This is a genomic window from Deinococcus marmoris DSM 12784 (genome assembly GCF_000701405.1).
Lineage (GTDB): Bacteria > Deinococcota > Deinococci > Deinococcales > Deinococcaceae > Deinococcus > Deinococcus marmoris.
Genome location: NZ_JNIV01000001.1, coordinates 58,132 through 82,286 on the forward strand (window position 1 = coordinate 58,132; position 24,155 = coordinate 82,286).

At 66.3% G+C, this 24,155-nt stretch carries 22 protein-coding genes and 10 tRNA genes; 3 read left to right on the forward strand and 29 right to left on the reverse strand.

Going from position 1 to position 24,155, the window contains the following annotated elements; translation table 11 throughout:
• Nucleotides 1-73: 73 nt before the first annotated feature.
• The 15 genes from Q319_RS0100305 to Q319_RS0100375 form a co-directional block, all read right to left on the reverse strand.
• Nucleotides 74-814, reverse strand: coding sequence for an RNase H family protein (locus tag Q319_RS0100305; RefSeq protein ID WP_029479721.1), 741 nt, complete (start codon nt 812-814; stop codon nt 74-76).
• A gap of 137 nt (nt 815-951) precedes the next feature.
• Nucleotides 952-1,419, reverse strand: coding sequence for a hypothetical protein (locus Q319_RS24100; protein WP_034413121.1), 468 nt, complete (start codon nt 1,417-1,419; stop codon nt 952-954).
• The gene (locus Q319_RS0100315) at nt 1,420-2,244 is read right to left on the reverse strand and encodes an alpha/beta hydrolase (protein ID WP_029479723.1); all 825 of its coding nucleotides are present in this window, start codon (nt 2,242-2,244) and stop codon (nt 1,420-1,422) included.
• Entirely contained in the window at nt 2,241-2,672 is a 432-nt protein-coding gene (aroQ, locus tag Q319_RS0100320; RefSeq protein ID WP_029479724.1) for a type II 3-dehydroquinate dehydratase, read from the reverse strand. Before aroQ ends, Q319_RS0100315 begins: the two co-directional genes overlap by 4 nt.
• A gap of 33 nt (nt 2,673-2,705) precedes the next feature.
• Nucleotides 2,706-3,593, reverse strand: a complete 888-nt coding sequence (locus Q319_RS0100325; RefSeq protein ID WP_051654962.1) for a dimethylarginine dimethylaminohydrolase family protein — start codon at nt 3,591-3,593, stop codon at nt 2,706-2,708.
• 72 nt (nt 3,594-3,665) lie between these two features.
• Nucleotides 3,666-4,436 carry an ABC transporter substrate-binding protein gene (locus Q319_RS0100330; protein ID WP_029479726.1) on the reverse strand — a complete coding sequence of 257 codons (771 nt, stop codon included), beginning with the start codon at nt 4,434-4,436 and terminating at the stop codon, nt 3,666-3,668.
• Between the two features lie 32 nt (nt 4,437-4,468).
• Entirely contained in the window at nt 4,469-5,524 is a 1,056-nt protein-coding gene (gene aroB, locus Q319_RS0100335; RefSeq protein ID WP_029479727.1) for a 3-dehydroquinate synthase, read from the reverse strand.
• Between the two features lie 2 nt (nt 5,525-5,526).
• Nucleotides 5,527-6,288 carry a shikimate kinase gene (locus Q319_RS0100340; protein WP_245618852.1) on the reverse strand — a complete coding sequence of 254 codons (762 nt, stop codon included), beginning with the start codon at nt 6,286-6,288 and terminating at the stop codon, nt 5,527-5,529.
• Complete coding sequence (aroC, locus tag Q319_RS0100345; RefSeq protein WP_029479729.1) at nt 6,288-7,436, reverse strand: chorismate synthase; 1,149 nt, start codon at nt 7,434-7,436, stop codon at nt 6,288-6,290. Before aroC ends, Q319_RS0100340 begins: the two co-directional genes overlap by 1 nt.
• Before the next feature lie 123 nt (nt 7,437-7,559).
• On the reverse strand, nt 7,560-9,818 hold the full coding sequence (locus Q319_RS0100350; RefSeq protein WP_029479730.1) for a secretin N-terminal domain-containing protein: 2,259 nt from the start codon (nt 9,816-9,818) through the stop codon (nt 7,560-7,562).
• Nucleotides 9,819-9,826: 8 nt separating this feature from the next.
• The gene (locus Q319_RS0100355) at nt 9,827-11,527 is read right to left on the reverse strand and encodes a hypothetical protein (protein ID WP_029479731.1); all 1,701 of its coding nucleotides are present in this window, start codon (nt 11,525-11,527) and stop codon (nt 9,827-9,829) included.
• Nucleotides 11,524-12,162, reverse strand: a complete 639-nt coding sequence (locus Q319_RS0100360; protein ID WP_029479732.1) for a type IV pilus inner membrane component PilO — start codon at nt 12,160-12,162, stop codon at nt 11,524-11,526. Before Q319_RS0100360 ends, Q319_RS0100355 begins: the two co-directional genes overlap by 4 nt.
• Nucleotides 12,152-12,910: a hypothetical protein gene (locus tag Q319_RS0100365; protein WP_051654963.1), complete on the reverse strand. Its 759-nt coding sequence runs from the start codon at nt 12,908-12,910 to the stop codon at nt 12,152-12,154. Before Q319_RS0100365 ends, Q319_RS0100360 begins: the two co-directional genes overlap by 11 nt.
• Nucleotides 12,897-14,075 carry a type IV pilus assembly protein PilM gene (gene pilM / locus Q319_RS0100370; RefSeq protein ID WP_029479734.1) on the reverse strand — a complete coding sequence of 393 codons (1,179 nt, stop codon included), beginning with the start codon at nt 14,073-14,075 and terminating at the stop codon, nt 12,897-12,899. The genes Q319_RS0100365 and pilM overlap by 14 nt, the downstream gene beginning before the upstream one ends.
• Nucleotides 14,076-14,530: 455 nt before the next feature.
• Entirely contained in the window at nt 14,531-15,295 is a 765-nt protein-coding gene (locus Q319_RS0100375; protein ID WP_029479735.1) for a hypothetical protein, read from the reverse strand.
• Between the two features lie 34 nt (nt 15,296-15,329).
• On the opposite strand from Q319_RS0100375, the gene Q319_RS25265 reads away from it, so the two are divergent.
• Entirely contained in the window at nt 15,330-15,785 is a 456-nt protein-coding gene (locus Q319_RS25265; protein WP_051654964.1) for a hypothetical protein, read from the forward strand.
• On the opposite strand, the gene murF is transcribed toward Q319_RS25265, so the two are convergent.
• Complete coding sequence (gene murF / locus Q319_RS0100385; RefSeq protein WP_029479737.1) at nt 15,743-17,059, reverse strand: UDP-N-acetylmuramoyl-tripeptide--D-alanyl-D-alanine ligase; 1,317 nt, start codon at nt 17,057-17,059, stop codon at nt 15,743-15,745. The two genes, Q319_RS25265 and murF, sit on opposite strands and share 43 nt — an antisense overlap.
• A gap of 44 nt (nt 17,060-17,103) precedes the next feature.
• Here murF and Q319_RS0100390 point away from each other — a divergent pair, with 44 nt between their 5' ends.
• The gene (locus tag Q319_RS0100390) at nt 17,104-18,087 is read left to right on the forward strand and encodes an acetamidase/formamidase family protein (protein ID WP_029479738.1); all 984 of its coding nucleotides are present in this window, start codon (nt 17,104-17,106) and stop codon (nt 18,085-18,087) included.
• A 65-nt stretch (nt 18,088-18,152) separates the two neighbouring features.
• On the opposite strand, the gene rsr is transcribed toward Q319_RS0100390, so the two are convergent.
• From rsr to Q319_RS0100430, 11 genes are all read right to left on the reverse strand, one after another.
• Nucleotides 18,153-19,751, reverse strand: coding sequence for an RNA-binding protein Rsr (gene rsr / locus Q319_RS0100395; protein ID WP_029479739.1), 1,599 nt, complete (start codon nt 19,749-19,751; stop codon nt 18,153-18,155).
• 78 nt (nt 19,752-19,829) lie between these two features.
• Nucleotides 19,830-19,905 (reverse strand) — tRNA-Ala (locus Q319_RS0100400).
• Between the two features lie 132 nt (nt 19,906-20,037).
• Nucleotides 20,038-20,113, reverse strand: a tRNA-Arg gene (locus Q319_RS0100405).
• 2 nt (nt 20,114-20,115) lie between these two features.
• Nucleotides 20,116-20,191: transfer RNA gene (locus Q319_RS0100410), tRNA-His, on the reverse strand.
• 61 nt (nt 20,192-20,252) lie between these two features.
• Nucleotides 20,253-20,328 (reverse strand) — tRNA-Pro (locus Q319_RS0100415).
• Nucleotides 20,329-20,350: 22 nt separating this feature from the next.
• Nucleotides 20,351-20,487, reverse strand: a tRNA-OTHER gene (locus tag Q319_RS26765).
• A 25-nt stretch (nt 20,488-20,512) separates the two neighbouring features.
• Nucleotides 20,513-20,661: transfer RNA gene (locus Q319_RS26770), tRNA-OTHER, on the reverse strand.
• A 42-nt stretch (nt 20,662-20,703) separates the two neighbouring features.
• Nucleotides 20,704-20,837: transfer RNA gene (locus tag Q319_RS26775), tRNA-OTHER, on the reverse strand.
• Between the two features lie 12 nt (nt 20,838-20,849).
• Nucleotides 20,850-20,936 (reverse strand) — tRNA-Tyr (locus Q319_RS0100420).
• A gap of 166 nt (nt 20,937-21,102) precedes the next feature.
• Nucleotides 21,103-21,180 (reverse strand) — tRNA-Leu (locus Q319_RS0100425).
• A gap of 379 nt (nt 21,181-21,559) precedes the next feature.
• Nucleotides 21,560-21,636 (reverse strand) — tRNA-Asp (locus tag Q319_RS0100430).
• A 200-nt stretch (nt 21,637-21,836) separates the two neighbouring features.
• Here Q319_RS0100430 and Q319_RS0100435 point away from each other — a divergent pair.
• Complete coding sequence (locus Q319_RS0100435) at nt 21,837-22,208, forward strand: hypothetical protein (RefSeq protein WP_029479740.1); 372 nt, start codon at nt 21,837-21,839, stop codon at nt 22,206-22,208.
• Between the two features lie 3 nt (nt 22,209-22,211).
• Here Q319_RS0100435 and Q319_RS0100440 read toward each other — a convergent pair whose 3' ends face one another.
• Together Q319_RS0100440 and Q319_RS0100445 are read right to left on the reverse strand one after the other, a co-directional pair.
• Nucleotides 22,212-23,771, reverse strand: coding sequence for a DAK2 domain-containing protein (locus Q319_RS0100440; RefSeq protein WP_034413172.1), 1,560 nt, complete (start codon nt 23,769-23,771; stop codon nt 22,212-22,214).
• 37 nt (nt 23,772-23,808) lie between these two features.
• On the reverse strand, nt 23,809-24,147 hold the full coding sequence (locus Q319_RS0100445) for an Asp23/Gls24 family envelope stress response protein (RefSeq protein WP_029479742.1): 339 nt from the start codon (nt 24,145-24,147) through the stop codon (nt 23,809-23,811).
• Between the last annotated feature and the right edge of the window lie 8 nt (nt 24,148-24,155).

Here is a 24,155-nt window from a genome sequence, read left to right on the forward strand (position 1 = left end):
GGAAGAGGCCACTGGAAGACGGTGGACCGACAGGCCCGCGCGCCCTGACTTTTTATCGCCGCCCACGCCCGTTTCACCCCACTCCGAGGAATTCCACCTGCACGCCCGAAGCCTCCGCCGCCTGCCGGGCGCTGAGCAGGGTGGCCTGGGCGGCGGGGCGCAGCGCGCGTTCGGGGCGCTGCCACAACGCCTGGGCCACCTTGCTGGCGCGGCGAACCAGCAGCGATTCACCGGGCTGGGCCATTTCCACCGCCGCCAGCAGGGCCTGGGCGCTGGGCGGCACCTCCGACATGGGGTCCAGCGTGACGTGCGCCGTGACGCGCTCGCCGCTGCGACGCAGGCTGACGCGGGCCTCGGTCAGGGCCGGGCGCTGCTCTATAAGCACGTCGGCCTGGGCGGAGTTCAGTCCCGGTGTGCCATTGCCGCGCCGCGCATCGTTCGCCAGATTGTGAGCCGAGAGCATGTGCCGCCGCGTGCGCGGCAGATAGCCCACCCGCAGGACCACGCCGCGCGTTTCGGCCTCGTCCATCACCTCGCGCGCCCGTTCGCCCAGATGCTGGCCCCCGCGCCCGCGTGAGACGGCGGCGATCACGGCCTGATTGTCGGTAAACACACTCAGGGGTTCGCCTGCTGGGGCCAGCCGCACCGCCTCCAGCACAGCGCGCAACTCTGCGGCGTTGTTGTCGGGGGCCTCCAGTTGACCCTGAAAACGCTGCGGCAGGCTACCCGGTGTCCGCAGCACCAGCCCCCAGCCGCCCACGCCGGAGCCGTCCGGGAGTTCATGCCAACTGGCATCCACGTAAGCGTGATTCACGGCCCGCCTCCTCTTGGGTGTCTCGCGGCGCTCCGTCCTTCCGTCTGTTTCACTGTGGGTAGGAGTCTAGCAACTGGGTGGAGCGGGTTCTGTGTGTTTTGGGGAGAGGATTGAGGAAGCTCAGATTGCCGCCGGGGTCAAGGGACGGTCAGCACCACTTCAGGAGCCTCTACCTTCACAGTTTGAAACGCCTGCGACGGCCCCCCGTCCATACCCAGCGCGAATTTCGGCTCGGCCCAGGCGTTGATGGTGTAGGTCCCGGCGGGCAGGCGAACATTCGCCAGACTTCCACTCCGCGTCTGACCCACTTGCCACAGTTCTGGCGGTGTGTAAATGGCTGGGCAGATGTCCGGGACGGCAGACAGTCGGCCATAATTCTTAAGCAGTCTGTTGGGCAACTTCTCGCTGATCCTGACCAGCACATCGCGGGGGCAGGCGTTCGACTTGATCCACAGATCCGAAGGCCCCAGATTGGTCACGACGACGGCCACCCGTTCTCCCTGAAGCTCGGTGACGGCTGAAAACTGTTGCGGCGCTGGCCTCGTGGCAGGCGCGCAAGCAGCCAAACTGCCCAGTAGGGCGCAGGCCAGCAGCCACCGCCTCATCTATTCGCCGCCCAGCAAAAACCTTAAAGCCCCCGGCAACCGCACCTTCCACGCGGTCTCTCTGTGGATTCCTTCCGGGTCCGCCTGGAAGCGCAGGCGTTCGCCCAGGCCCTTTTCCAGCAGCAGGTCACGCATGGCGTGGGCGTCGTCCCAGTACGCCTGCTGCTGCTCCGGGTGATCGGTGCCTTCCTTACCGCCGATGTCCATCCAGACCCTGCCCGCAATGGGCGGACTGTTCCGCACGCGCCCAAACGCCTCGCCCGCGCAGGCCCAGAAAGCAGGACTCATCACGCCCGCGCCGCTGAAGACCTCCGGGCGCGTCAGCAGGGCGTGCAGGCTGATCAATCCGCCCATGCTGGAGCCGATCAGCGATGTGTGCGCGGCGTCCGGCAGGGTTCGCAGGTTGTCGTCGGCCAGCGGCTTGACCGTATCGATCAGAAAGCTGAGGTAATCGTCCCCGCCCCCGCCGCCTTCCACTTCCGGCGGAAAGCTGGGATGACGCACCGGGCTGTACTCGTGGTAGCGCCGCTCGTCGCCGTTGGGAATGCCGATGGCGATGGCTTCCAGCCCATCCGCCGCCAGATCGGTCAATGTCTCGTCGGCTCCCCACTCGCTGATGTTGTAACTGGTGGCCGCATCGAACACGTTCTGGCCGTCGTGGAAATAGACCACCGGATAGCGTTTATCGGGCTGCGAGTCATAGGAGGGTGGCAGCCACGCCAGCACGGTGCGGGCCGCGTGTTTGTCGTCGCCCACACCCTCCCACTGGAGCAGCGTTCCGGTCACGGTGCTGTCCGGCTTCGCGGCGTAGGGTTGCCAGCTCACGCTTCCGCCTCGATCAGGTATTCCATCCCCAGACGGTAGCCCAGAAAGCCCAGACCGCTGATCTTGCCCTTACACACCGCCGCCGTCACCGACCTGTGCCGGAACTCCTCGCGGGCGTCCACGTTGCTGATATGCACCTCTACCACGGGGAGCGGCTGGCCCGAAATAGCGTCGCGCAGGGCGTAGCTGTAGTGCGTCAGCGCCCCTGGATTGATCACGATGCCAGAAAAACCCTGCTCCTGCGCTTCCTGAATCCATTCCAGGAGCTGGCCCTCGTAGTTGCTCTGGCGGCAGGTGACGGCCTCGCCCAGTTCCGCGCCCCACGCCTCGCACTGGCGCTCCAGGTCTTCGAGGGTCTGCGAGCCGTACACGCCCGGTTCGCGCAGGCCCAGGCGGTTGAGGTTGGGGCCGTTGAGGATCAGCAGCATGGGGGCAGGGTAGCAGGGCGAACGGTCAGGGGGTCAGGCGCGGCGCAGCAGCGGTTTGGTCAGGCAGGTGGGACCGCCCTCGGCCTTCAGCGACAGTTCCTCGCCCACGTAGGTGTGAACGGTAAAGCCTGCCTCTTCCAGCCGCTGTTGAGTGACCGGATTGCCCGCCAGCATCAGGCAGGTGGTGGGCGACAACGCCAGCACGTTGGACGCCTGGGTGGGGAATTCGGCGTCGGGAATCTCGATCAGGCGCATGTCCCGGCGCTGCAATTCCTGCCACAGCGGCACGGGCATCAGGCGCGGGTAGACCACGGCGGCGTCGGGGGCCAGCGGACTGATCACCGACATCAGGTGCAGGCACGCCTCGGCCCCGTCGTAGACCGGCATGTCGTAGGCCAGCACCGTCACGCCGCGCGGCTCCAGCAGGGCGCGCAGGGCCGCCACCCCCGCCTCGTTGGTGCGGAAGGTCCGGCCCACTGCCAGCGTGCGGTCATCCAGCCAGAACATGTCGCCGCCCTCGGCCCGCTGCTCCCCCGTCAGCCGTCCGATGACGGGAATGCCCAGCGCCTCGAACTGCTGGCCCAGCGCGGCCTCCTCACCCTCGCGCAGCGCCTTGCCCAGTTGCAGCAGAATCGCGCCGTCGTTGGTGATCAGCGCCGGATCGTACACGAACACCGAGTCGGCCCGCATGGGCTGGTCCACCTCATGGTAAACCACCTCGGCTCCGGCCCCCCGCAAGATGGCCGTGAAGGCGTCGTGTTCGGCCTGCGCGGCGGCCAGATCGGGGCGGGCGGTGTAGTGCCAGGCCACCGGATCATCGACGGCAAACGCGCTGTCGGGCCGCTTGACCAGCACCCGCCGAAGCGGCGCGGTCATGCTCTGGTGAAAGGTGGGGGTGGGCGTCGTTTCCGGTGTGGTCATGGGGACTCCAGCAAAAGGTGGGGCGGAGAGGGCAATCGAACCTCTCCGGGGCATGGGTTCAGAGAGTTGGCTTTACTTGCAGCGAATATCGGTCTTGAAGTATTTCTGCGAAATTTTGTTGTACGTGCCGTCCTTCTGCATGGCGGCCAGAGCGGTGTCCACGGCAGTCTTGACCGCCGCGTTCCCCTTGCCGATGGCAAAGCCGATCTTTTCCTGAAACAGCATCGAGCCGATCTGGAGCTTGGCTGCCGGGTTCTTCTCCTGCGCGGTCAGGGCCACGAAACGGTCCGTGACAAAGGCGTCCGAGCGTTTGGCCAGCAGGTTTTGCAAGGCGGCGGGATCGCTGGGCAGCGTTCTAATCTCGCCCACCCCCGGCACCTCGCGCAGCCGCTGGAAATAGGTGGTCCCCACCTGCACCACCACCGTCTTGCCCTTCAGGTCCGCCACCGTTTTTGGTCCACCGGGAGGGCTGAGGATGACGCCGCCAGAGCAGTAGTCGGGCGTGCTGAAATCCACCGCCTTCAGGCGTTCGGGCGTGATGCCGTGCGATCCCACCACGATATCGAAGCGCTTTTGCCCCAGCCCGATCAGCAGATTGTCGAAGGGCTGGTATTTCCAGACTGGTTTCAGGTCCAGACGGCGGGCCACCTCGTTCATGACCTCCACCTCGAAGCCGCTCAGGGTCTCGCCTTTCAGAAAGATGAACGGCGGGTACGTGGGATCGGTGCCGATGGTCAGGCTGCCAGGGGTCAGGAGTGTGGAAATGGGCGCGGCAGAGGCGACACCTGTTCCGATCACGGCGCTGAGGGACAAACCTAGAACTGTGGACTTCCACTTGAACATACGGTCCTCCTGAAGGGGTTCAGTGTGACAGGTCAGTGCGCGGCGGGAAGGCGGCTCATCTGTACCTGCCATTCCGCAAACGCTCCCTGCAACACGGGTTCCGGCACCCGCGTCAGGTACGGCTGGGCCAGATCACACAGCAGCACGAAGCGCACGCCCTGTGCATCGGCTTTCTTGTCGCGCGCCATGTAGGGCATGACATCCTCGAAGGTCAGCGGGGGCAGGGGCGCGGGCCGTTGCCATTGCAGAAAAGCCAGCGTGTGCGGTGTCAAATCTGCGCCGCCCATTGCTCTGCTCAGCAACGCGGCGTAATGCATGCCATAGCCCACCGCCTCGCCGTGCGTGACCGCGTGGTCCGTGACCGCCTCCAGCGCGTGCGCCAGCGTATGCCCGAAGTTCAGATAGGCCCGCTCGCCCTGCTCGGTCAGGTCACGGGTCACGACTCCGGCCTTGACGGCAATCGCGTCGGCCAGCGTATCTTCCAACTTTGCGCCGCCGGGCCTGAATTCCGGCGAAAGCACCCGCTCCAGCAGACTGGGATCGGAGATCAGCCCGTGCTTGTACGCCTCGGCAGCGCCCTCGCGGAACACAGCGTCGGGCAGGGTTGCCAGCGTATCGGTGTCGCACCACACGGCCTTCGGGGGCCAGAACGCGCCCACCAGATTCTTGCCCTCGGGCAGGTTGACGCCCGTCTTGCCGCCCACCGCCGCGTCCACCATGCCCAGCACCGTCGTGGGCAGCGTGTAGAAGGCCACGCCGCGCAGGTAACTGGCGGCGGCAAATCCCGCCAGATCGGTGGCCGCGCCGCCGCCCAGGCCCACCACCGCGCCGTCGCGGGGAATATTGGCGGCGGCAAGCTTGGACAGCACGCCGCTCAGCACTTCCAGCGTCTTGCAGTCGTCGCGGGCGGGGACTTCAATGGTCACCGTAGGGGAGAGGCTGGCCTGCACTGCCGCCACGAATTGCGCGGGCAGGTCAACCGGATGAATCAGCGCGATATGGCGTTGCGGAACTTTCAGAATGGAGAGTAGTCCCGCACCCACCTCCACCCCGTATGGCTGCGTCCCGCCAACCTCAATCCGCCGCACCCTCAGTCCGCCACAGGTTCGGGAGCGTCGGCCCAGGCATGGGCGGCGTCGGACCAGGCCCACAGGCGTTCGATGATCTCCTCCACGATTTCCTCGGAGGGTCTGCCGTCGCTGTGGACGTGGATGGTGCCCTGGCGGTACACGCCCTCGCGCTCGTCCATCAGGCTGCGGATTCGGCCCAGCGGGTCCTCGGCGCGCAGCAGCGGGCGGTCACTGTGCTTGGTGCGCTGGTACACGGTTTCGGGCGTGGCCCACAAGACCACCACCGGACCACGCGAGAGCAGCGCGGCGCGGTTGGCTTCATGGATAAAGGTGCCGCCGCCCAGACTGATGACCGCGTGTTCCAGCCGGGACACGCGGCTGACCACCTCAGCCTCGCAGGCGCGGAAATAGCCCTCGCCCTCCTGCTCGAAGACCTCGGGGATGCTCTTGCCCACCACCCGCGTGATCAGCTTGTCGGTATCGACGAAATGCAGCGCCAGCGCACGCGACAGCTCCCAGCCCACGCGGCTCTTTCCAGTCCCCATGAAGCCAGCCAGCGCCACCCAGTCGACTGGGCGTTCGATCAGGCCCGTACCCCACATGGGGGACAGTCTAGAGGACTCACCTGTGAGGGAAGTAACAAAGGCACGGTCTGACGTGCCCTCGGGCGGTTCGGGCGGCGCGGCCAGCAGCACCTGAAGCGCGTCCTCCACGCATTCGGGCAGGCATTCCAGAGCCGACTCCGGGTGGGACGTCTGCGGCGCGGCCTGACCTGATTCCACTAGTACGACTGCGCGTAGGCCCGCGCCGCCGCCACCCGCTCCTGTAACTCGGCCAGCGTGTCGCCGCCAAATTTTTCCTGAATGGCATCCGCAATCACGAAGCCGATCACGCATTGCAGGATCACCCCGGCAGCGGGTACAGCGGTGGTGTCGCTGCGCTCGCGGGCCGCGTCCGACGCCTCGTGCGACACGACGTTCACAGTGGGCAGCGGCTTCATCAGGGTGGCAATCGGCTTCATCGCCACGCGCACCACGATTTCTTCGCCGTTGGTCATCCCTGCTTCCAGGCCGCCCGCGCCGTTGGTGTCTCGGGCGTAGGTGCCGTCCCGGTAATGGATGGCATCATGCACGCCGCTTCCGGCCTTCACGGCGTTGTCGAAGGCCCGCCCGATTTCCACCCCTTTCATGGCCTGCACGCTCAGACACGCCTGCGCAATCCGCCCGTCCAGCTTGCGGTCCCAGTGGACGAAGCTGCCCAGACCCACCGGCAGCCCCCGGAAGCGCACTTCCAGAATGCCGCCCAGCGTGTCACCGTCCTTTTTGGCGGCGTCGATGCGTTCGCGCATCTTTTCTGCGGCGTCGGCATCCGGCGTCCGCAAATCGCTGTCCTCGATGGCCTCCAATGCGTCCCAACTGAAGTCCTGCCTGGTCTCGATTCCGGCCAGACTGGACACGTAATTTGCGCCCTGAATGCCCAGTTCTTCCAGCAGCTTCAGGGCCACGCTGCCCACCGCCACCCTCGCCGCCGTCTCACGGGCGCTGGCGCGTTCCAGCACGTCACGCAGGTCCTTGTGGCGGTACTTGATGCCGCCCGTTAAATCCGCGTGGCCGGGGCGGGCGTCGGTCAGGGCCTTCTTACGCGGCTCGCCGCCCGGTTCCGGCGACATGATCTCGGTCCAGTTGCGGTGGTCCCTGTTCTCGATCACCAGCGCAATCGGCGCTCCGGTGGTGCGCCCGGCCCGCACGCCGCCCGTAATCGCGGCCTCGTCGGTCTCGATCACCATGCGCCGCCCGCGTCCGTAGCCGCCCTGCCGCCGCCGCAGCCACGGGTCGATGTCCCCTTTGCCCAGCGGCAGCCCCGACGGCACCCCCTCGATGATGGCCGTCAGTTGCGGCCCGTGCGATTCTCCAGCGGTCAGATACCTCATATGGGGTGACTGTAGCGCCCGGTCCACGTCATTTGACCCGCCATGCCCAAACAGGGGAGGGGCAGAACAGAGACGGCAAAAAGCCCCCTTCCGCTTTTAGGAGGGGGGCGATGGATTTGAGTCTTACTTGACGATGTTTCCGGTAATGACCACCAACAGTTGGGTCTGTTCCTTGCGGGTGGATTCCTTGCCGAACAGGCCGCCGATCACCGGGATGCTGGACAGGAACGGCACGCCGTCGTTGTTGCGGGTTTCCTTGGTCTTCAGCAGGCCGCTCAGCAGCAGGGTCTCGCCGCTCTTGAAGGTCAGCGTGGTCTGGGCTTCACTGTTGGTGAACTGAAGCAGGTTGGGCACCGTCGTAGCGGTGATCACGGTGGTCAGATCGTTGACCTGGCCGCGCACGCGCATGGTGATCGAGCCGTCCGGGGCCACCTGCGGGCTGTAGAAATCCAGGTTGACGCCGTAGTCGATCTGTTTCTGAATGCCGGGCACATTGGCCGCCGCCGAGGGAATGTTGAGTTCCAGTCTTCCGCCGCTCTTGACGCTGGCCGCCGCCGTGCCCGAGGCGTTCTGGGTCTGGCCCTCGCTGCCCAGCGAACGCTGACCGCTCTGCATGGTGATTGCGCCGTCGTAGACGCTCTTGGACAGGCCCTGGTTTTGCAGGGTGTTCAGGGTCGCGCCCAGGTTGAAGCCCATCAGGCTCTGGGTGGGGTTGAAAGCCGCGCCCAGCCCGCCGCCCCCCGCCGAGACCTGGAAACCGCCGAAGCCGATCTTCCAGTCCATGCCCAGGCTGCGGGCCGCCGTTTCGGTGATTTCCTGAATGCGGACTTGCACGTTGATCTGCGGCACTTTCTGGTCCAGTTGCGGAATCAGTTGCGCCACCTGCTCGACCTGATCCGGCGTGCCGCGCACGATCACGGCGTTGGTGCGCTTGTCGGCGATGATGGTGGCGGGCTGGGTCGCAGGTGTGGCCGCGCCGTCTGCCGCAGCGGTGCCCGTGGTCTGGGGTTGTAGTGGCAGGTTGGCCAGGGGACCGCTGACGTAAGGCTGCCCGGTGATCGGGTTGATTAGGGTGGAATTGGGGGTCAGGGTGTTCGCGGTCACTTCCCGCGCCAGGGTGCCTTCCAGGGTGGCTTTGACTTCCTCGGCACTGGCGTTGATCAGCGTGAAGACGCGCTGCACGGTGCTGGGGGCCACGGGCGCGGCCATGTCCACCTGACCCAGTAGGGCCAGCGCGGCGCTGAGCTGTTCCTGCGGGCCGCTGATGACCAGCCGCTCGGTGGTGCCGATGGGCGTGACCTTCAGGCCCGGATACTGCGCGGCCAGGAACTTGGTCACGTCATCGGACTTGCCCCTGGCCGAGTAGACCTGGGTGCCCAGCTTGGGGTCCGGCGCGGCGCTCACGGGGCGGTCCACCTGCGCCAGCAGCTTCAGGGCCTCACCGAGCTGGTCCTCGGGGCCGCTGACCACGACCTGTCCGGTGGTGCCCACGGGCGAGACGTTCAGGGCCGGGTACTGCTTGCCCAGCAGCGCCACCACGTCTTCCTGACGGCCATTGACGCTGTACACGCGCTGGACAGTTGCAATGGGGGTGGGCTTGACCACGGCGGGAGCCGACGCCTGCGCGGCGATGATCTGGTTCAGCAGTCTTTCAACCTGCGCGACTTCCTGGTTGGTGCCCCGGATGATCACGCTGTTGGAGACCGGCTCGGCCACGATCCGCATGGTGGGCGAGTCCAGAATGATTTCCTCCTGGCTGGCCTCGGTGGTGGTGTTGCTGGCCTGTGCCCCGGCCACACCTGCGGCGGGCGCGGCGTTGGTCTGGCTGCTGGTGATCTTGCGCAGGCTGCCGAAGGACAGCTTGAGCTGCCGCTCGGTGTCGGCGGCACTCAGGCCAGCGGGCAGCCTGACGATCTTCTGAATGGGCTTGATGCCCACCCGCAGCACGTTCTTGCCGCCAATCCCCAGCGTCTCGTAGCTCAGGCCGTAGATGTCGAGCACCAGCGGCCAGACCTCGTTGAAGGGCTTGTCCTTGAAGGAGTACGACACGGCGCTGCCGGTTGCGGCGGGCGCTGCGCCAGCAGGAGCGGCGGCGTTGGCCGGGGCCGAAACGCTGTTGGCCTGCAACACGCCGTCCACCGAGGGTTCGATGATGATCTCGTAGCCCGCGCTCATGGCCAGGGCGATCAGCATGGAGGCCAGATCGCTGCCTGCGCGGCGGACCTCGAAGGTCACCTTCGCGCCGGAAAGCTGGGGGTCGGCCACGGCGGCCTGCGCGGCGCTGATCTTGGGAGAGGCGGCGGGAACGGCCGGGGTGGGGGTGGTCTGCGCGGCGGCCATGCCGAGCGCGGCGGTCAGCAGGAGGGCGTAACGGTTCATCATGGCTTGGCTCACCTTTGGTCCAGTTCGAGAGTTTTGAGTTCTTTGCCCAGGCTCAGTACGGCGGTGGTGGCGCTCACTTCCTTGACCGTGACCTGAGAGTTGGGGAGGGTCTGGCCCACGGCGACGACCACGTAGCCGTCTTGGCCCCGGAAGATGGCGGTGTTGATGGGGCCGAGGACAGCGGCGTTAAAGGCCAGTTGCTGCTTTTGCACGAACAGATCGAGCTTGCTGGCATCGGAAGCGGTGTCCGTCCCAATGCCCCCGGCGTCCTGGCCCAGCGAGGTGATGACCTGTGGGGTGCTGCCGGGAACAGGGGTGCCCGAAACAGGGCTGCCGGACGCGCCGCTGGACCCAGGGCGGCCAGCGCCAGTGGTGGCCGTGCTGCCCTGGGCTGCCCCCTGGGCGGGTCTGGACGGGGTGACGGGCACGCGGGTCACGTTGGGCACGTTCATCCCGGTGATGGGCGGCACGATGGGCTTGGGCGGCTTGGGCGCGGTGATGACCACGTTGCCCTGCGAACTGGTCTGGCCAGGGGTCCGGGCTGGAGTGCCTGCGGCGTTCGGGTTTCTGGATGAAGCCGTGCCCGAGCCTGTGCTGCCGCCGATCACGGTCACGCCGGAATCACTGGTGTTGCCGGAGATGGTGCGCCCAGGAGTACTACCTGAGACCGTGCCGCCCGGTGCCGATGCTGTGCTGCCGGAGCCGCCTGGAATGGCGTTGCTGGAAGGAACGCCGCTGCCGGGGATGTTCAGACCCGCGCTGGGGTTGCCCAGGCTGGAGTTGCCCAGTCCTGTGCCACCCAGCCCCGTGCTGCCGTCTGCGCCGGGAATGCTGGGCAGGCCGCTGACGCTGCCGGACGTGACGCCCGTGCTGCCGCCCGCGCCGGGGATCGGGCTGATCGCCAGCGGTCCGGCGTTGGTGCTGGGCGTGATCGGCGTGGTCTGCACACTGCCCCCCGCCGTGCTGGTCTGCGCGCCTGACGGTGTGCCGCTGCCCGCCAGGCCCGAGGTGGCTGCCGGAGCGGCGGCGTTCTGGGCGTCCTGGGCGCTGCGGTCCACGGACAGGGGCCGGAAGGGGTTGTTGCTGGGCACGCTGGCAATGCTGGCCTGGGGGTTGATGCCGCCGGGGGTGGTGGCCGCGCCGTCAGGTGCGCTGGGCACCTCGGGGGTGGGGAAGGGCGGAATGACCTCGATCTCCACGGGCCGGTTGGGCTGCACGGCCAGTGCGCCCGTATCCGTGCCGTTCTGGCCGGACGCGCCGGTGGCCGGGGTCAGGGGAACGGTCTCCGTACCTGTGGCCAGACCCGTGCCGCTGGGAACCGCGCCGGTGCCTGCCGTGGCGGTGCCGTCGGTGCTTGGAGCTGCGCCGTCGGTGGCAGCCGTGCCGCTGGCTGGATTGCTGGCTGTGCCGTCACCGCTGGCCGTCGCGCCCTCGTCGCCGGGGGCCGTGCCCGCTTCGGGACCAGTCGTGGGGCCAGTTGCCGGGTCAGTCGAGGGGTCAGGCGCGGTGCTGGGCAACGTCCCGGTTTGAGTACCAGTCTCGGTGCCGGTGTCAACGGTGCCGGTGTCGGTGGTTCCTGTGCCCGTGGACTGGGCGGCCAGGGTGCGGTTGTTGGTCCAGACGTACCACGCGCCGATCAGCGCCACCATCAGCAGCAGCAGCAGCAGCAGTTTCATCTCGCGGGAGAGTTTGATGGGCGCGCGGGTCACTGGGTTCCTCCTGGGGCGCTGGGAGCCGCTTCCGGTGCCTGCGTGGTGCCGTCGGCAGCCTGGGCGCTGGCCTGGGCCGGGTCGAAGGTGTAGACGGTCAGGCCCAGGGTGCCCTGCAATTCGGGATCGAAGCTGGTCGCGGCGGGCAGTTGCAGCGCCACGTTGTTGACGGTGGTAAAGCGTCCGGCGGTTTCCAGGGCGCGCAGGGTCTCGAACATCTGGGCAAATTTGCCGGACACGCCCATGCTCAGGCCGATGGGCCGCACGCCGCCGGGCAGATTGCCTGCCGCGCCGCTGCCCTGCACCGCAAAGGTGTTCAGGGTGGCCCCGCTGGCCGCCATGGTGCGGCGCAGTTCATCGAGGACCGCGCCGAAATTGGCGGCCTCGGGCAGGGCGGTCACGAACTCCTGCTGGTCGATACGCAGTTTGGCGACGCGTTCACGCAGTGCGGGCAGGCCCTGCGAGGCCGAACGCATGACGGTCACGCGGGTCTGGAGAGGCTCGACCTGACTTTGCAGGTCCGTGATCTGCTGCTGCCGGGGCTGAAAGCGCAGCACGAACCACAGCGCCAGCACCAGCAGGCACACGGCCACGACGATCAGGAACAGGTTTCTGGGAGAGAGTTTAGTTGACACTGCCCGCTCCTTGTGCTGGCGCGGCTGCCGGTGCGGCGGGCGTGGCCGGGTCCGTACCCGGAGCAGGCTGCACCGCTGGCGTTTCCGTCCCGGCAGGCGGCCCGCCCACGATCCCGACACTGGCCGTGAAGGTGTACTGCGGCCTGGATGCTGCCCCGCCATCTGCGGTCCCGCCGTTTGCCGCCCCGCCCTGCGCGTCACTTTGCAGCGACTTGAAGTTCACGCCGAAATTGGGGTTGTCCTCGTAGAGTTTCAGAAAATTCACCACGGCCTGCTGGCTGGTGGCCGTACCGCTCAGATCGATCTCGCGCGTCACCGCTTTGCCCATGTAGATGCCGCCCTGCTGCAACGTGACGAGGTTGCCCGCGTCCAGATTGCGGATGGTCATGGAATTGACCGCCAGGCTGCCGTCGTTGGGAAGCTGAGAGGTAAAGGCGGCCAGATCGTTGGTCCAATACGTTTTGCCGGTTCTGAGTTGCTGGGCGATGGACGTGACCTGTTCCAGCGTGCGCGCCTCCGCCGTCAGGGTGTCGAATTCCTGCTTGGCGGGGGCCAGGGCGGCCACCTCGCCGTTCAGGGCGTCGATCTCCCGGTTCAGGTCACCCACGCGGGTGGCAGTGACCACTTCTGGAATCAGGATGGCGGCCACCAGGGCCACCGGCAGGACGTAGGTGGCGTACTTCCAGGCACTGGGCGCAGACTGTTTGCGGTACTGCGCGGGCAGCAGGTTGATTTCAACCACGGCCACTCACCCCCCGCAGCGCCAGACCCAGCGGCACGGTGAATTCCGGCGCGTTGGTCTGAAGGTAACCGGTGTCCACGTTGGCCTGATCGGTCTGCACGGTCAGCCACGGGCTGGCGATTTCCACCCGGAAGCCCAGCGCGTCGCTGATGGCCGCCGCCAGACCGCGCAGTTTCGCGCCGCCCCCGGCCAGGAAGGTCCGGTCGATGACCACGTCGCCGCTCTGAACGCGGTAGAACTCCAGCGAGCGGCGGATCTCGGTGATCAGGTCGCCCAGCACCGGGCGCACCACCTCGAACACGCGCGCCGGGCTGTACTGCTCGCGGGCCATGTCGAAGTTCAGCAGGTCTTCCTCGTCCTCGGTGGGGGTGGTGGCCGTCGCGTAGCCCAGCTTGACGTCCTCGGCGGCGCTGAAGTCCAGATCGAAGGCTTTTTGCAGCGCCGTGGTGAAGTCGTCGGCGGCCACGTTGATGTTGCGCGCCATCAGCACCCGGTCACCGCGCACCAGACTGATCACCGAACTGCTCGCGCCGATTTCCATGACCAGCGCGACCTCGCCGGACTGGGTGTAGTTGGTGCCGGTCAGGGTGCTTTTGGTCAGGTGTTCCCCGAGCAGGTTGCCGCGCAGGGCGCGCAGGGCCGCGAAACTCTTGAGATCGATCACGGTGGGTTCCAGACCTGCCAGCCGCAGCACCTCGATCTGCCGGGCCACCGCCTCGGTGGGGGCGGCGGCGATCACCACTTCCAGTTGCCCGTCCTCGGGGATGGTGGCCGGATCGTCCAGGATGTCAAAATCCAGGCTGACGTCGTTGATCGGATACGGGATGTAGCGTTCGGCCTCCCACTTGATAGCTTCCTGAAGGTCCTTGCGGTCCATCTTGGGCACCATGATGTTGCGCGTGACCGCCGACTGGTTGGGCACGGCGGTCACCGCGTATTTGGTGGTGATGCGGTGTTCGGCCAGCAGCTTACGTAGCTCGTTGGCCACGGCCTGGGGTTCGACGACCAGACCGTCCTGCATGCTGCCGATGGGCGTGGGCGTCATCACGGCGTGCAGCAGCGAGGGCGGCGAACCGGCCCGCAGCGCCACCACCTTGATGGCGCTGGTGCCGATTTCCACCCCGAGCGCAGCGGGACGCGGGTTGAGCAGACGTTGTACGAAACTAGACATTCTCCCTCCAGATTAGGGTGGATTTTAGCAGGCGCTCATCTGTCGGGAGCTGTTCCAGACGGGAAAAAGAGACGGGTGACGGCGGGCGGGAAGACAGAACGCAGCGGCTACCATAAGCCCCTCCATGCAACCACTCCGGCGCTTACCGAACTCTGACACGGCGAAAAACCGTGTCTGGGCCTCAGAACGTGCCGTGCAGTTTGTCTGCATGGGGACAGGTTTCCTGCCACGCAGTAAAAAACAGGAAGCGTTAATGAAAAGTCTCTTTTCTAAGAAGTGTGTGGAAGGGTCTCGGGGAGATTCAGGCAGTTAAAAGAGCAGGAAGACGCTCCCCGCAGAGCTGACCCGCCGAACAGTATGGCCTGGAATAGATGTGACGCTGGCCGCATTGTCCACCTTGAACGGATAGGAGTTGGCGCTACGAACTGAAGATCTTCAGTCCTGTCCCGTCCGTATCACCCGCGCTCCCGCAAATCCAGGCCAAAGACGCGCACCCCACCCTGCGGGCTGACCGTCACCACATCCCCGCCCACCAGCCCCACCCGTCCTGGCCCGTGCGGCACGCGGCCCACCACGCCGCCCGCCGTGTCCAGCCGCTGCAACTCCCCGTTCGCCAGGCGGTAGCTGCCGAAGTCGGTGTTCACGCCGGGAACGTCTGCCGACTGTGCGCCCGTGGGGCCAAATCGCAGATACGGCCCCGCGCCGTTTTCCAGCACCGCGCCGCCCTGTACCCGCAGCAGCTTGCCGCCCAGCAGCACGTAATCCTGGCCGCCCCCGCCCGTGATGGCCGCCGAGGGAGCGCCGATCACGCCCTGGACCGCCACGCCCGCGTAATTGACGGCGCTGCCGTCCTCGCGGTAGGCGCGGGTGCCACTCAGGGCCACCACCCGGCCCACCTGCACGGTCTGTGCGGCGCGGTCCAGCGTGATCACCGCGCCCAGGCCCGGAATGGCCGCCCAGGCGTCCCCGCCGTTCCAGCCCACGTCCACTGCCGGGGGCAGGCTGGGGCAGCTCACGCGGTACGACGGCACACGCGCCACGCAGGCCCGCCCACCCGAGACCCAAGCCACGCCTTCGGGGGCAAAGGCGGCGCGGAAGCCGGGGTCTGCGGGCGCGGCGATGGCAGCGGGGCCAGTAGGCCGGGGCTGGGACTGGGCTGGGACCGGGGCGCAGGCCACCAGCGGCAGCAGACCCAAAGACAGTGGCAAGAGGCGGCGCATAGAAGTCATTGTTCCCGGCATTAGGCTGGGGGATATGAGGCAGCCCATCACCGTCTTCGCCCGGACCCGCGATCAGTTCGACAGCGCGCGCCTGAGCTACCAGCGCCCGGATGTCGCCTTCTTCTCGGCGGGCGCATGTCAGATCCTGGCCTTCGCCTTTCTGGAAACGTACCCGCACGCGGGCTTCCGGCCCCGCTTCATCTACCCCACCCCCGGTTTCGACGGCAGCCACGTCTATGTCACAGACGGCCAGACGGCCTTCGACGCGCAGGGCTACGTGTCCGAGGCCGGGTTGCTGCGCCGCCACCACGCCGCCTACGCCCCGTACTGGCAGGGCGGCGTTGTGGATATCACCGTGCCGATGGCCGAGTTCTGCGCCGCCAACGATCACGCCGCCCCCGGTTATTTTCCGCCGGGCGCATGGGAACGGGCGCTAGACTATCTGGCTCAGTTTCCAGAACCGTCTGCACTGGCGCTGTCCCGCAACTGAACCCGGTCACGTAACTGGAGCAGCGCGTCCACCACCACGTCCAGCCCCACGCCCTCCTGCGCGCGTTTTTCTGGCGTGTAGCTGATGCCCCGGCTGGCCTTGATCAGCACCACATCACCGTCCCTGACTTCTCCCAGCAGGGCGGCAGTCAGTTCCGGCACGGTGGCAAACGCCCGCTCGCCCAGTTCGGCGGCGAAGGCACCCACGCCGTAGGTCAGGTCTGCTTTTGCCCGCGCTTCCTGGCCCACCTGTGCGTGCAATTCGCGCTCCGTGCCCCCCAGTTCCAGCATTCGCCCCAGCACGCTGATGCGGCGGCCTGGGAGGCCACTCAGGGCGTCCAGCGCGGCACTGACCGCCACGGGTGAGGCGTTGTAGGCGTCGTCGATCACCGTAAAGCGGCCCGCGTGGACCCGGTAGCGGCCCCCCGGCACGCTGACTTCCGAGAGCCGCGCCGCCGCCTCTTCTAAATCCAGACCCCCTTCCCGCGCCAGCAGCAGCCCCAGCACCGCCGCCTCGGCCTGCACGCGGGCCGCCAGGGGCAAGGTGACTTCTCTTCCCTCAAAAGTGAATGTTGCGCCCTGTGACGTGACCGCTAATCCCTGCCCAGCGTGCGTCACGTCTCCAAAGCCGTAACTCTCTGTGCCTTCGTAAAATGGCGCGGCCTGTGCGCCCACCAGCCCGCGCACCCCGTCCAGAATAAAACCCTTCTCGCGCACGATGTTCTCCACGCTGCCCAGCCCCTCCAGATGAGCGGGACCAATCGCCGTGACCACGCCCACGTCCGGGCGCACCAGCTCTACCAGTTCGGTCATCTCGCCCAGGCGGTCAATGCCCATTTCCACCACCAGCGGTTGCGTGGAGGCCCCGAACTCGACGAGAAAACAGGCGATGGCGGGCTGGGTGTTGAACACTGGCATGAAGTGGGCGTTCAGCGCCGCCGCCGCATACGCTTTAGCTGTGGTCTTGCCCGCGCTGCCCGTGATGCCCACCACCAGTTTGTTTTTTGCACGTTCGGCCTGTGCCCAGGCTTTCAGGGCGGCCCAGGCATCCGGCACCCGCACGGCGCGCAGTACGTCCAGATCGGTCAGGATGAATGGTGCGCCCGCGTCCAGCGCCTTTTGAACGAATTGATTGCCGTGCATCTTCTCGCCGGGCAGGGCGACAAAGGCCACGTCCGGGCCTGCCTCGCGCGAATCCCAGGTCAGGCGGGCGGCGGAGCGGGCGTCCGGGTGGACGGCGGCGGCAAAGGGGAGGGCGGCGTGTGGGTCTGGCATCTGTCCTCAGATTAACGCGGCGCAATATCTGTAGCCTGGGCCGCATGGCTGACCATCACCTGAGTGCCACGTCCATTCACACCGTCTGGGACCGCACGCTGCCGCCTGTGCTGCGGGTGCGGCCCGGCGACAGCGTCACCCTCGACACGCTGGACGCCTCGGACGGTGGGGTGGCGCGGAGGGTGGTGGCCGGGGAATTGCCGGCCCCTGCCACGCTGGACGCCCTGATTCGCGCCGATGCTGCTCCGGCGCGCGACGGTCCACGCGGCCACCCACTGACCGGCCCGGTGTTCGTGGAGGGCGCGCAGCCGGGTGACGCCCTGAAGATCGATATTCTGGACGTCCGCCCCGCCGCCTGGGGCTGGACCGCCTGCCGCCCGAACGGCATTGGCCTGCTGGACGCCGCGCTGGCCGAAGAAGGCTTGCAGCCCTACATGCATTTCTGGGACTTGCGTGTTGACACCCACGCGGATTTTCTGCCAGGGATTCGCCTGCCCCTGGCCCCCTTTCCCGGCGTGATCGGTCTGGCCCCCGGCGCGGACGGCCCGCACCCCACCGCACCGCCCCGGCAGGTGGGCGGCAACATGGACATCCGGCAACTGGTGGCCGGGGCAACGCTATATCTGCCTGTCGAGGTTCCCGGTGCGCTGCTCTCGGTGGGCGATCTGCATGCCGCCCAGGGCGACGGCGAACTGTCCGGCACAGGCATAGAAATGGCAGGCCAGATCACGCTGCGCGTGGGTGTGGAGAAAGATGTCGGGCTGACCACACCCGAATTCGTCACGCCCACGCACGGCGGCAGCAGTTCGCGCTGGCACGCCACCACCGGGCACGATCCAGACCTGATGACCGCCGCCCGCACCGCCCTGCGCGCCCTGCTGCGGCGGCTGACGGCGCGTGGCCTGAGCCTGGAGCAGGCCTACGTGCTGTCCAGCGCGTGCGTGGATCTGAAGATCAGTCAGGTGGTGGACGCGCCGAATTACACGGTGAGCGCGTTCCTGCCGCTGGATATTTTTGTGGACGGATAGATTGCAAAAAGGGAAGTAGCAGATGCGCCCCCTCATTTCGGGCCATCTGCCACTGGCTTACCTCTTCAAATCTCGCCCCGTGCGAACGCCGTCATCACCCCCGGCGCTGCCGTGTCTAAGCCCACCACATCCAGCATGTCGGCCCGCGTGGGATCGGCAATCGTGAATTCCGTGGACGTCAGGCCCACCACGATCAGGCGTGCGCTGATGCCTGTCTTCTGGCGGTACGCGTCCAGCGCCACTGCCGGGTGAACCTTGCCCGCCCAGGTTTCGTTGTCGGTGTAGACCACGAAGGTGTCCACATCCACGCCCTGCTGGGCCGCCCACAGCATCGGCTGGGCGCAGTCGGTGGCTCCGAAGCTGGCGCTCTGGGCCTTGCGCATCGCGCTTTCCAGGGTGTCCTTTGGGGTGATGCCCAGCGGGCGGAAAGAGTCGGCAAAGCCCATCGTCAGCGCGTCCGGCTCGGTGCGCAGGGCCACCATGCCCATGGCGGCGGCGGCCATGTTGGGGGTCAGGCCGGGAACGCCCCCCACGTTGCCCCAGGTCATGCTGCCCGACACGTCCAGCGCCAGCAGGTGCCGGGTTCCGGCAGGCTTGATGCTTCCGAAGGCCAGCATGAAGGCGTCCTCCAACGCGTCCACTACCCCCGGCACGGGCAGCCATTCCCCCTTGCCCTTCACGCCGCGCCCCTGTGCGTACACCAGCCGGGCCTTCAGGGCGTCCAGCGGGTGAATACGCCCCCGCTTCAGCGCCTCCACGTCGGTCACGCGCTTCACGACTTCCTGCACGATTTCGCGGTCATTGACGGTCAGCACGCCCACGCGGCCCAGGTTGCCCAGGTTCCGCAGCAGCCAGGTCAGGCCGTTGGTCTGCATGGCGGCGCGGTAGACCCCGGACCCACGCAGGTGGGTGGGCACGGCTTCGATGGGCAGACCGTACTCGGTCATCAGTCCGGCGGCGTCCGCGTCAGAAGTCGCTTCCAGCGCCCGCAGATGGCCCTCAATCACGCGTAGAGAGGCGTCGTTCGCACCCTCCGGCAGCACGCCGTCCACCATGAACTTCAGCACCGCGTTGCGGCCCGCGTCCTCGGTCTTCGGGTGCGCCTTGCGCAGGGCGTCGGCCTGGCTCCAGCCGTCGCGGGCCTTGTACTTCACGGCCCACAGCGCCAGCTTTTCCAGCGGGGCGTCCTCGTACACGCGCGCCACGCCCTGACGGGTCAGGCGGCCCCAGCCTCCCAGCGCATCGGCAAACGCCAGGAAGTGCAGCAGCATGGTGCCGGTGCGGGCCACTTCAGGCAGCGCATCCCAGGCGGCCTTGCGGTCTGCGGCCTCTGGGGCGGTCTTGGCGATCAGCGCCAGCACCAGCAACGCCGGGTCCGGCTTGGGCGCACGGTTGCCGCGCACCACCTCCAGCGTCACGCGCAGGGCCAGGGCCGCGTCGCGCGCCACCAGTTCGCGCACGAAATCGGTGGCCTGAACGGTGTGCTTGCGCTCGGCGGCGTAAAAGGTGCCGCCATCGGTGCCCAGCACCAGGAAACGGGTCAGGCGGCCCTCGTCGCTGACGGTGTACACGAATCCGCCCGCGTTGTTGCGCTTCTGGCGGGCATTGAGCCGCTCGGTCTGACGGCGGTGCTTGGGGCTAATGACGCTCAGCAGGTTCTTCATGGTTCGGCCCTCCTTGTGTCAGGGCGAGACGGGCAGGCTGGATTCGCCAGCGGCGACGCGACACATCGGCGTGTCAGGTGGTGGACATGGGGAGATTCGAACTCCCAACCTTCCCCGTGCAAGGGGGTTGCGCTCCCAGTTGCGCTACAAGCCCGTAAGGTCCGCCCCTTCTTCCCAGTCCCTGCGTGGCAGGGCGGCGGCGTAACTGTCTGTTTGGAGCTGTTGGATTTGCGAACTTACGCCCACTCGCTTGTAAGGTGAACGCTCGATTGAACTACAACTCCAGTGGTGAACCGGGCAGGACTTGAACCTGCGACCTCCCCGTTCGTAGCGGGACGCTCCTCCATCTGAGCTACCGGTTCATTGGGGAGAGTGGCGGGAGTTGAACCCAAAAACCTCTGCCTCCACAGGGCAGCGTGCAGCCGTTACACCACACCCTCCAGAGCTGGCCCGCTTCTTCCCCGGCAAAGGCTTACGCCCCTGGTGGCGGTCCGGTCTGACTGGTCTGAACGGCAAGATTTGAACTTGCGACCTCTTTGAATCCGAATCAGGCGTGCTTCCACTGCACTACGTCCAGTTGCTGTGTTCTTAAAAAGAGGTGGTGGAACGGGCGGGAATCGAACCCGCGACCTTGCGAGGAGAAGTCGATAAGCCTTCACAGTCGGCCCAGCCGCCTTTGCAGGAGCGGGCAAGTGTGGTGTGGAGGCAACATGCTCTACCGCTGAGCTACCGTTCCATCGAGTTTTGTTGCTGTGTGGGAGGGGGACGGACAGGATTCGAACCTGCGAAGACCTTTCGGCCTGTATGTTCCAGGTAACCTTCGTCAATCGGCCCAGGAGGGCGAGGTGGCGTCGAAGGAAATGCCCGTTGCGGGGCAGACATATGTGTTTAACCGCTCCACCACCGTCCCCACGGGGCGTTTGAACTGTTTGAAATTGATGTGTCCTCTGATCTGGCGGGGCGGGACTCGAACCCGCAACCCGGCCATTACAAGTGGTAATTTTCGCACTTCGGCCCAAAAGGTTGCGCTGCTGGGCAAGGGATGTGGAACGAGTTTTCCTGCTCTACCATTGAGCTACCCGCTCAGGTCAGAAGGACTGGTGGATGGAGCAGGATTTGAACCTGCTAAACCCGAAGGTATCGGTTTTACAGACCGGCGCGACTCGCCATCGTCGCCGTCCATCCAGGGTGCCGGAAAGCTGGTCTTCGGCGATGCTTGGGGTGGGTGGTCAGAATCGAACTGAGGGAACCAATAACCCTTGTGCGTCGGCCCAGGCGCAAAAAACGCCGATCTGGGCAAGAGGTGCGAAGGGCCACACCCACCGTATTTGGATCTCGCCTGTTGCCAGGCTGGTACTCCGAGTCAGACTTGAACTGACACTGACGCGCTTCTGAGACGCGTTCCTCTACCAGATTGGGATACCGGAGCATAAAGAGACCTCTGAACTTGGGGCGGTGGTGGCGGGGCGGACTGGAGCAGGCTGGACGGAATTGCACCGCCGTCTCCCAGCGGTTGCTGGGCATCTTGCTGACTAGAAGAAACCTGCATGTATGGGGTGCTGGGCAAGGGATGAAGTCGGATGCGGGAGTTGAACCCAGGTCCGTAAAGGACCATCACCAGAGATAACCGAGGCCTCTTCGGCCCAGCAGGAGGGTTTGAGGGAGGAGACTCAGGGCAAGGGGCGGCCACGGGAAAGAGGGGCTTGCGCTGGCCTCTGCTCCAGGGCGGAATCTTTGCAGACGCGCCGTGGGGTTGTCCGAAGTGGTGGGCAAAATAACCGTGACCTGTCGGCCCTTGAGTCGAATATTGGCGGCCCCAGCGGGAATCGAACCCGCGTTTTCCGGCAGACAACCGGGCGTCTTGAAGCCGTTAGACGATGGAGCCAGTGGAGTGTTGAACCAGGCAAGTGATTGACAGTGGGGTGTCGTTTCAAGAGATAACCCAGTGTCTTCGGCCCGGCTCAATGTGGGCTACTCGCCCTCACCTGTGCCAGAGTTTACGGGCTGGGTAACGCGCGGCACATTCGCCGCATGGCGTAGACCGGATATAGGTGAAACGGCGCAGACCAGCCGTATTCTGTGCCCATGCTGACGCCCTGGGCCGGAATCCTGACTCTGGTTTGCTGCCCCGTTCTGCTGCTGTGGGCGCTGCGGCGGCAGGGCTGGCTGGCGCTCTCGGCTCTGGCCGTGATGCTCGTGCCGCTCGTCTCTCCACCCTTGCCAGAAGGCTGGTATTTCCGTTTCGTCTGGGCCAACTGGTTCGGTGCGGGCGCGTCAGTGATTGGCAATGGCCTGTGGTGGGTTGGACTATGGAAAGCCAGCCTCGGCGTGCTGCTGGGGCTGGCGCTGCTGTTCGCGGGGCTGGCGTTCAGGCAGGGTGGAGCAGGAAAAAGGTGGGCCGCCCTGCCCGCTTTCGCGGCACTGATCGCGGGAACCCACCTCCTGTCGATGCCCTGAGCGTTACTCCAAAGTCACCAGATAGTCGTACAGATCCGGCCCGCCCGCGTGCGCTTCCACTTCCGCGCCGTCAAACTGCTCGCCAATCCGCCCAGCCAATGCGTCCAGATCGTCCTGCGACTTCTGCGGCCCGCCGAAAATGGTGATGATCTCCTGCCCGGCGTAAGCCTCAGCCAGCATCCTCAGCACGCTGTCCTCGGGGCTGCCCCCGGCCTGCACCAGTTCGTCGTCCTGCAAGCCGATCACGTCGCCCTCGGCAATAGCAAGCGTCTCGCCTTTTTTGGTGGTGATGTTGGTGGTGCGGCTGGCGCGCGTGACCTCGAAGGTGGTCACGGCTCCAGCCGCCTCGGTCATGGCGTCTTTCAGCTCGTCGGCGGAAATGTCGGGCTGAAAGGCGAGGGCCGCGCCCATGCCCTGCCCCAGCGTGCGGGTGGGCACCACCACGGCGCGGCCTTCCATCAGCTCTATGGCACGCTCGGCGGCCATCAGCACGTTCTTGTTGTTGGGCAGCACGATCACGCGCTCGGCGCTCACCGAGCGAACGGCGTCCACGATGTCCTGCACGCTGGGATTGGCAGTCTGCCCGCCGGACACGATGCGCGCCCCCAGGCTGCGGAACAGCTTGACCAGACCGTAACCGTTGGCCACCGCCACCAGCCCCGAGAGCGGCAGCTCCTCCTCGGCGCGGGCGGTGGCCCCGGCCATGCCCAGAATCTCGGTGTGCTGCTCGGACATGTCCTCGACCTTGGTCTTGAGCATCCTGCCGTAGCGGCCCACGGTGGCCAGCAATTCATCTGGCTCGTTGGTGTGGATGTGGCCCTTGACATAGCCCTCCGCGCCCACCACCAGCAGGCTGTCGCCGAAGGGACTGACCAGCTCACGGATGTCCTCGATGGATTTGGTGGATTCGGACATTAAAAACTCGGTGCAGAAGCCGAATTCCTCGTTCTCGAAGCTCTGGGCGGCGTACTGGGTGATCTCGGGGGCCTCGGGCAGCTCGTCGCCGCGCAACTCGGCCAGCATCCCCTGAACGATATACAGGTAGCCCTGGCCGCCGCTGTCGATCACCCCGGCCTGCTTGAGCGCGGGCAGCATTTCGGGGGTCTGGTCCAGCAATTCCTGACCCTTGAACAGTGCGTTCTCCAGCACCATATCCACGCTGTCGCCGCGCGCACCCTCGGCAATGCCGCGCGCCACGGTCAGGATGGTCCCTTCCACCGGCTTCATCACCGCGCCGTACCCGCTTTTCTGGGCGGCGTCGAAGGCGCGGATCAGCGTCGGAGCGTCTACCTCTGCCTTGTCCTTGATGACTTCCGCAAAACCTTTCAGCAGTTGAGACAGGATCACGCCGCTGTTGCCGCGTGCGCCCAGCAGCGCGCCGTAGCTGATGGCGCGGGCCACCCCGGCCATGCTGTCTGTGTCGGCGGTGTCCAGTTCACGGCGCACCGACTGCATGGTCAGGTGCATGTTGGTGCCAGTGTCGCCGTCCGGCACCGGATACACATTCAGGGCGTTGACTTCCTCGCGGTACACGCCCAGCCAGTCGGTGGCGTAGCGCAACATGCGGGCGAGGTCGGCGGGCGTCAGCGTTGCTTTGTGTTCAGGCACGCTGAACCCCCACCGCATGGACGCGGGTGGCGCTCAACTCGATTCCGGCCAGGGTCTTGACGGTGTGTTCCACACGCTCGACGATATTGCGCGCCACCGTGGGAATGCTGACGCCGTAGGCCGCCACGATGTACAGGTCTGCCGTGTAGGTGTCGCCCCCCTTCTCCTTGCCGATCACCACGCCGTCGCTGACATTGGCGCGGCCCAGCACGCGGGAAATCCCCTCCTTGAGGTTGGCGGGGGCCATGCCCACCACCCCTGGAATCTCGTGGGCGGTCAGCCCGATCAGGGAGGCCAGCGCCGCCTCGGAAATAGTTATAGAGCCAGTCACAGTAAAGG

What these genes read in the sequence shown, in the direction of transcription:
- aroC (WP_029479729.1), bottom strand. Translation starts at nt 7,436, where the DNA reads ATGAGGTATCTGACCGCTGGAGAATCGCACGGGCCGCAACTGACGGCC.
- Q319_RS0100435 (WP_029479740.1), top strand. Translation starts at nt 21,837, where the DNA reads ATGCTGACGCCCTGGGCCGGAATCCTGACTCTGGTTTGCTGCCCCGTT.
- aroQ (WP_029479724.1), bottom strand. Translation starts at nt 2,672, where the DNA reads ATGCTGCTGATCCTCAACGGCCCCAACCTCAACCGCCTGGGCCTGCGC.
- Q319_RS0100325 (WP_051654962.1), bottom strand. Translation starts at nt 3,593, where the DNA reads ATGACCACACCGGAAACGACGCCCACCCCCACCTTTCACCAGAGCATG.
- murF (WP_029479737.1), bottom strand. Translation starts at nt 17,059, where the DNA reads ATGCCAGACCCACACGCCGCCCTCCCCTTTGCCGCCGCCGTCCACCCG.
- pilM (WP_029479734.1), bottom strand. Translation starts at nt 14,075, where the DNA reads ATGTCTAGTTTCGTACAACGTCTGCTCAACCCGCGTCCCGCTGCGCTC.
- Q319_RS0100375 (WP_029479735.1), bottom strand. Translation starts at nt 15,295, where the DNA reads ATGCGCCGCCTCTTGCCACTGTCTTTGGGTCTGCTGCCGCTGGTGGCC.
- Q319_RS0100440 (WP_034413172.1), bottom strand. Translation starts at nt 23,771, where the DNA reads ATGTTGCGCTACGCCACCGACTGGCTGGGCGTGTACCGCGAGGAAGTC.
- rsr (WP_029479739.1), bottom strand. Translation starts at nt 19,751, where the DNA reads ATGAAGAACCTGCTGAGCGTCATTAGCCCCAAGCACCGCCGTCAGACC.
- Q319_RS24100 (WP_034413121.1), bottom strand. Translation starts at nt 1,419, where the DNA reads ATGAGGCGGTGGCTGCTGGCCTGCGCCCTACTGGGCAGTTTGGCTGCT.
- Q319_RS25265 (WP_051654964.1), top strand. Translation starts at nt 15,330, where the DNA reads ATGAGGCAGCCCATCACCGTCTTCGCCCGGACCCGCGATCAGTTCGAC.
- Q319_RS0100390 (WP_029479738.1), top strand. Translation starts at nt 17,104, where the DNA reads ATGGCTGACCATCACCTGAGTGCCACGTCCATTCACACCGTCTGGGAC.
- Q319_RS0100330 (WP_029479726.1), bottom strand. Translation starts at nt 4,436, where the DNA reads ATGTTCAAGTGGAAGTCCACAGTTCTAGGTTTGTCCCTCAGCGCCGTG.
- Q319_RS0100350 (WP_029479730.1), bottom strand. Translation starts at nt 9,818, where the DNA reads ATGATGAACCGTTACGCCCTCCTGCTGACCGCCGCGCTCGGCATGGCC.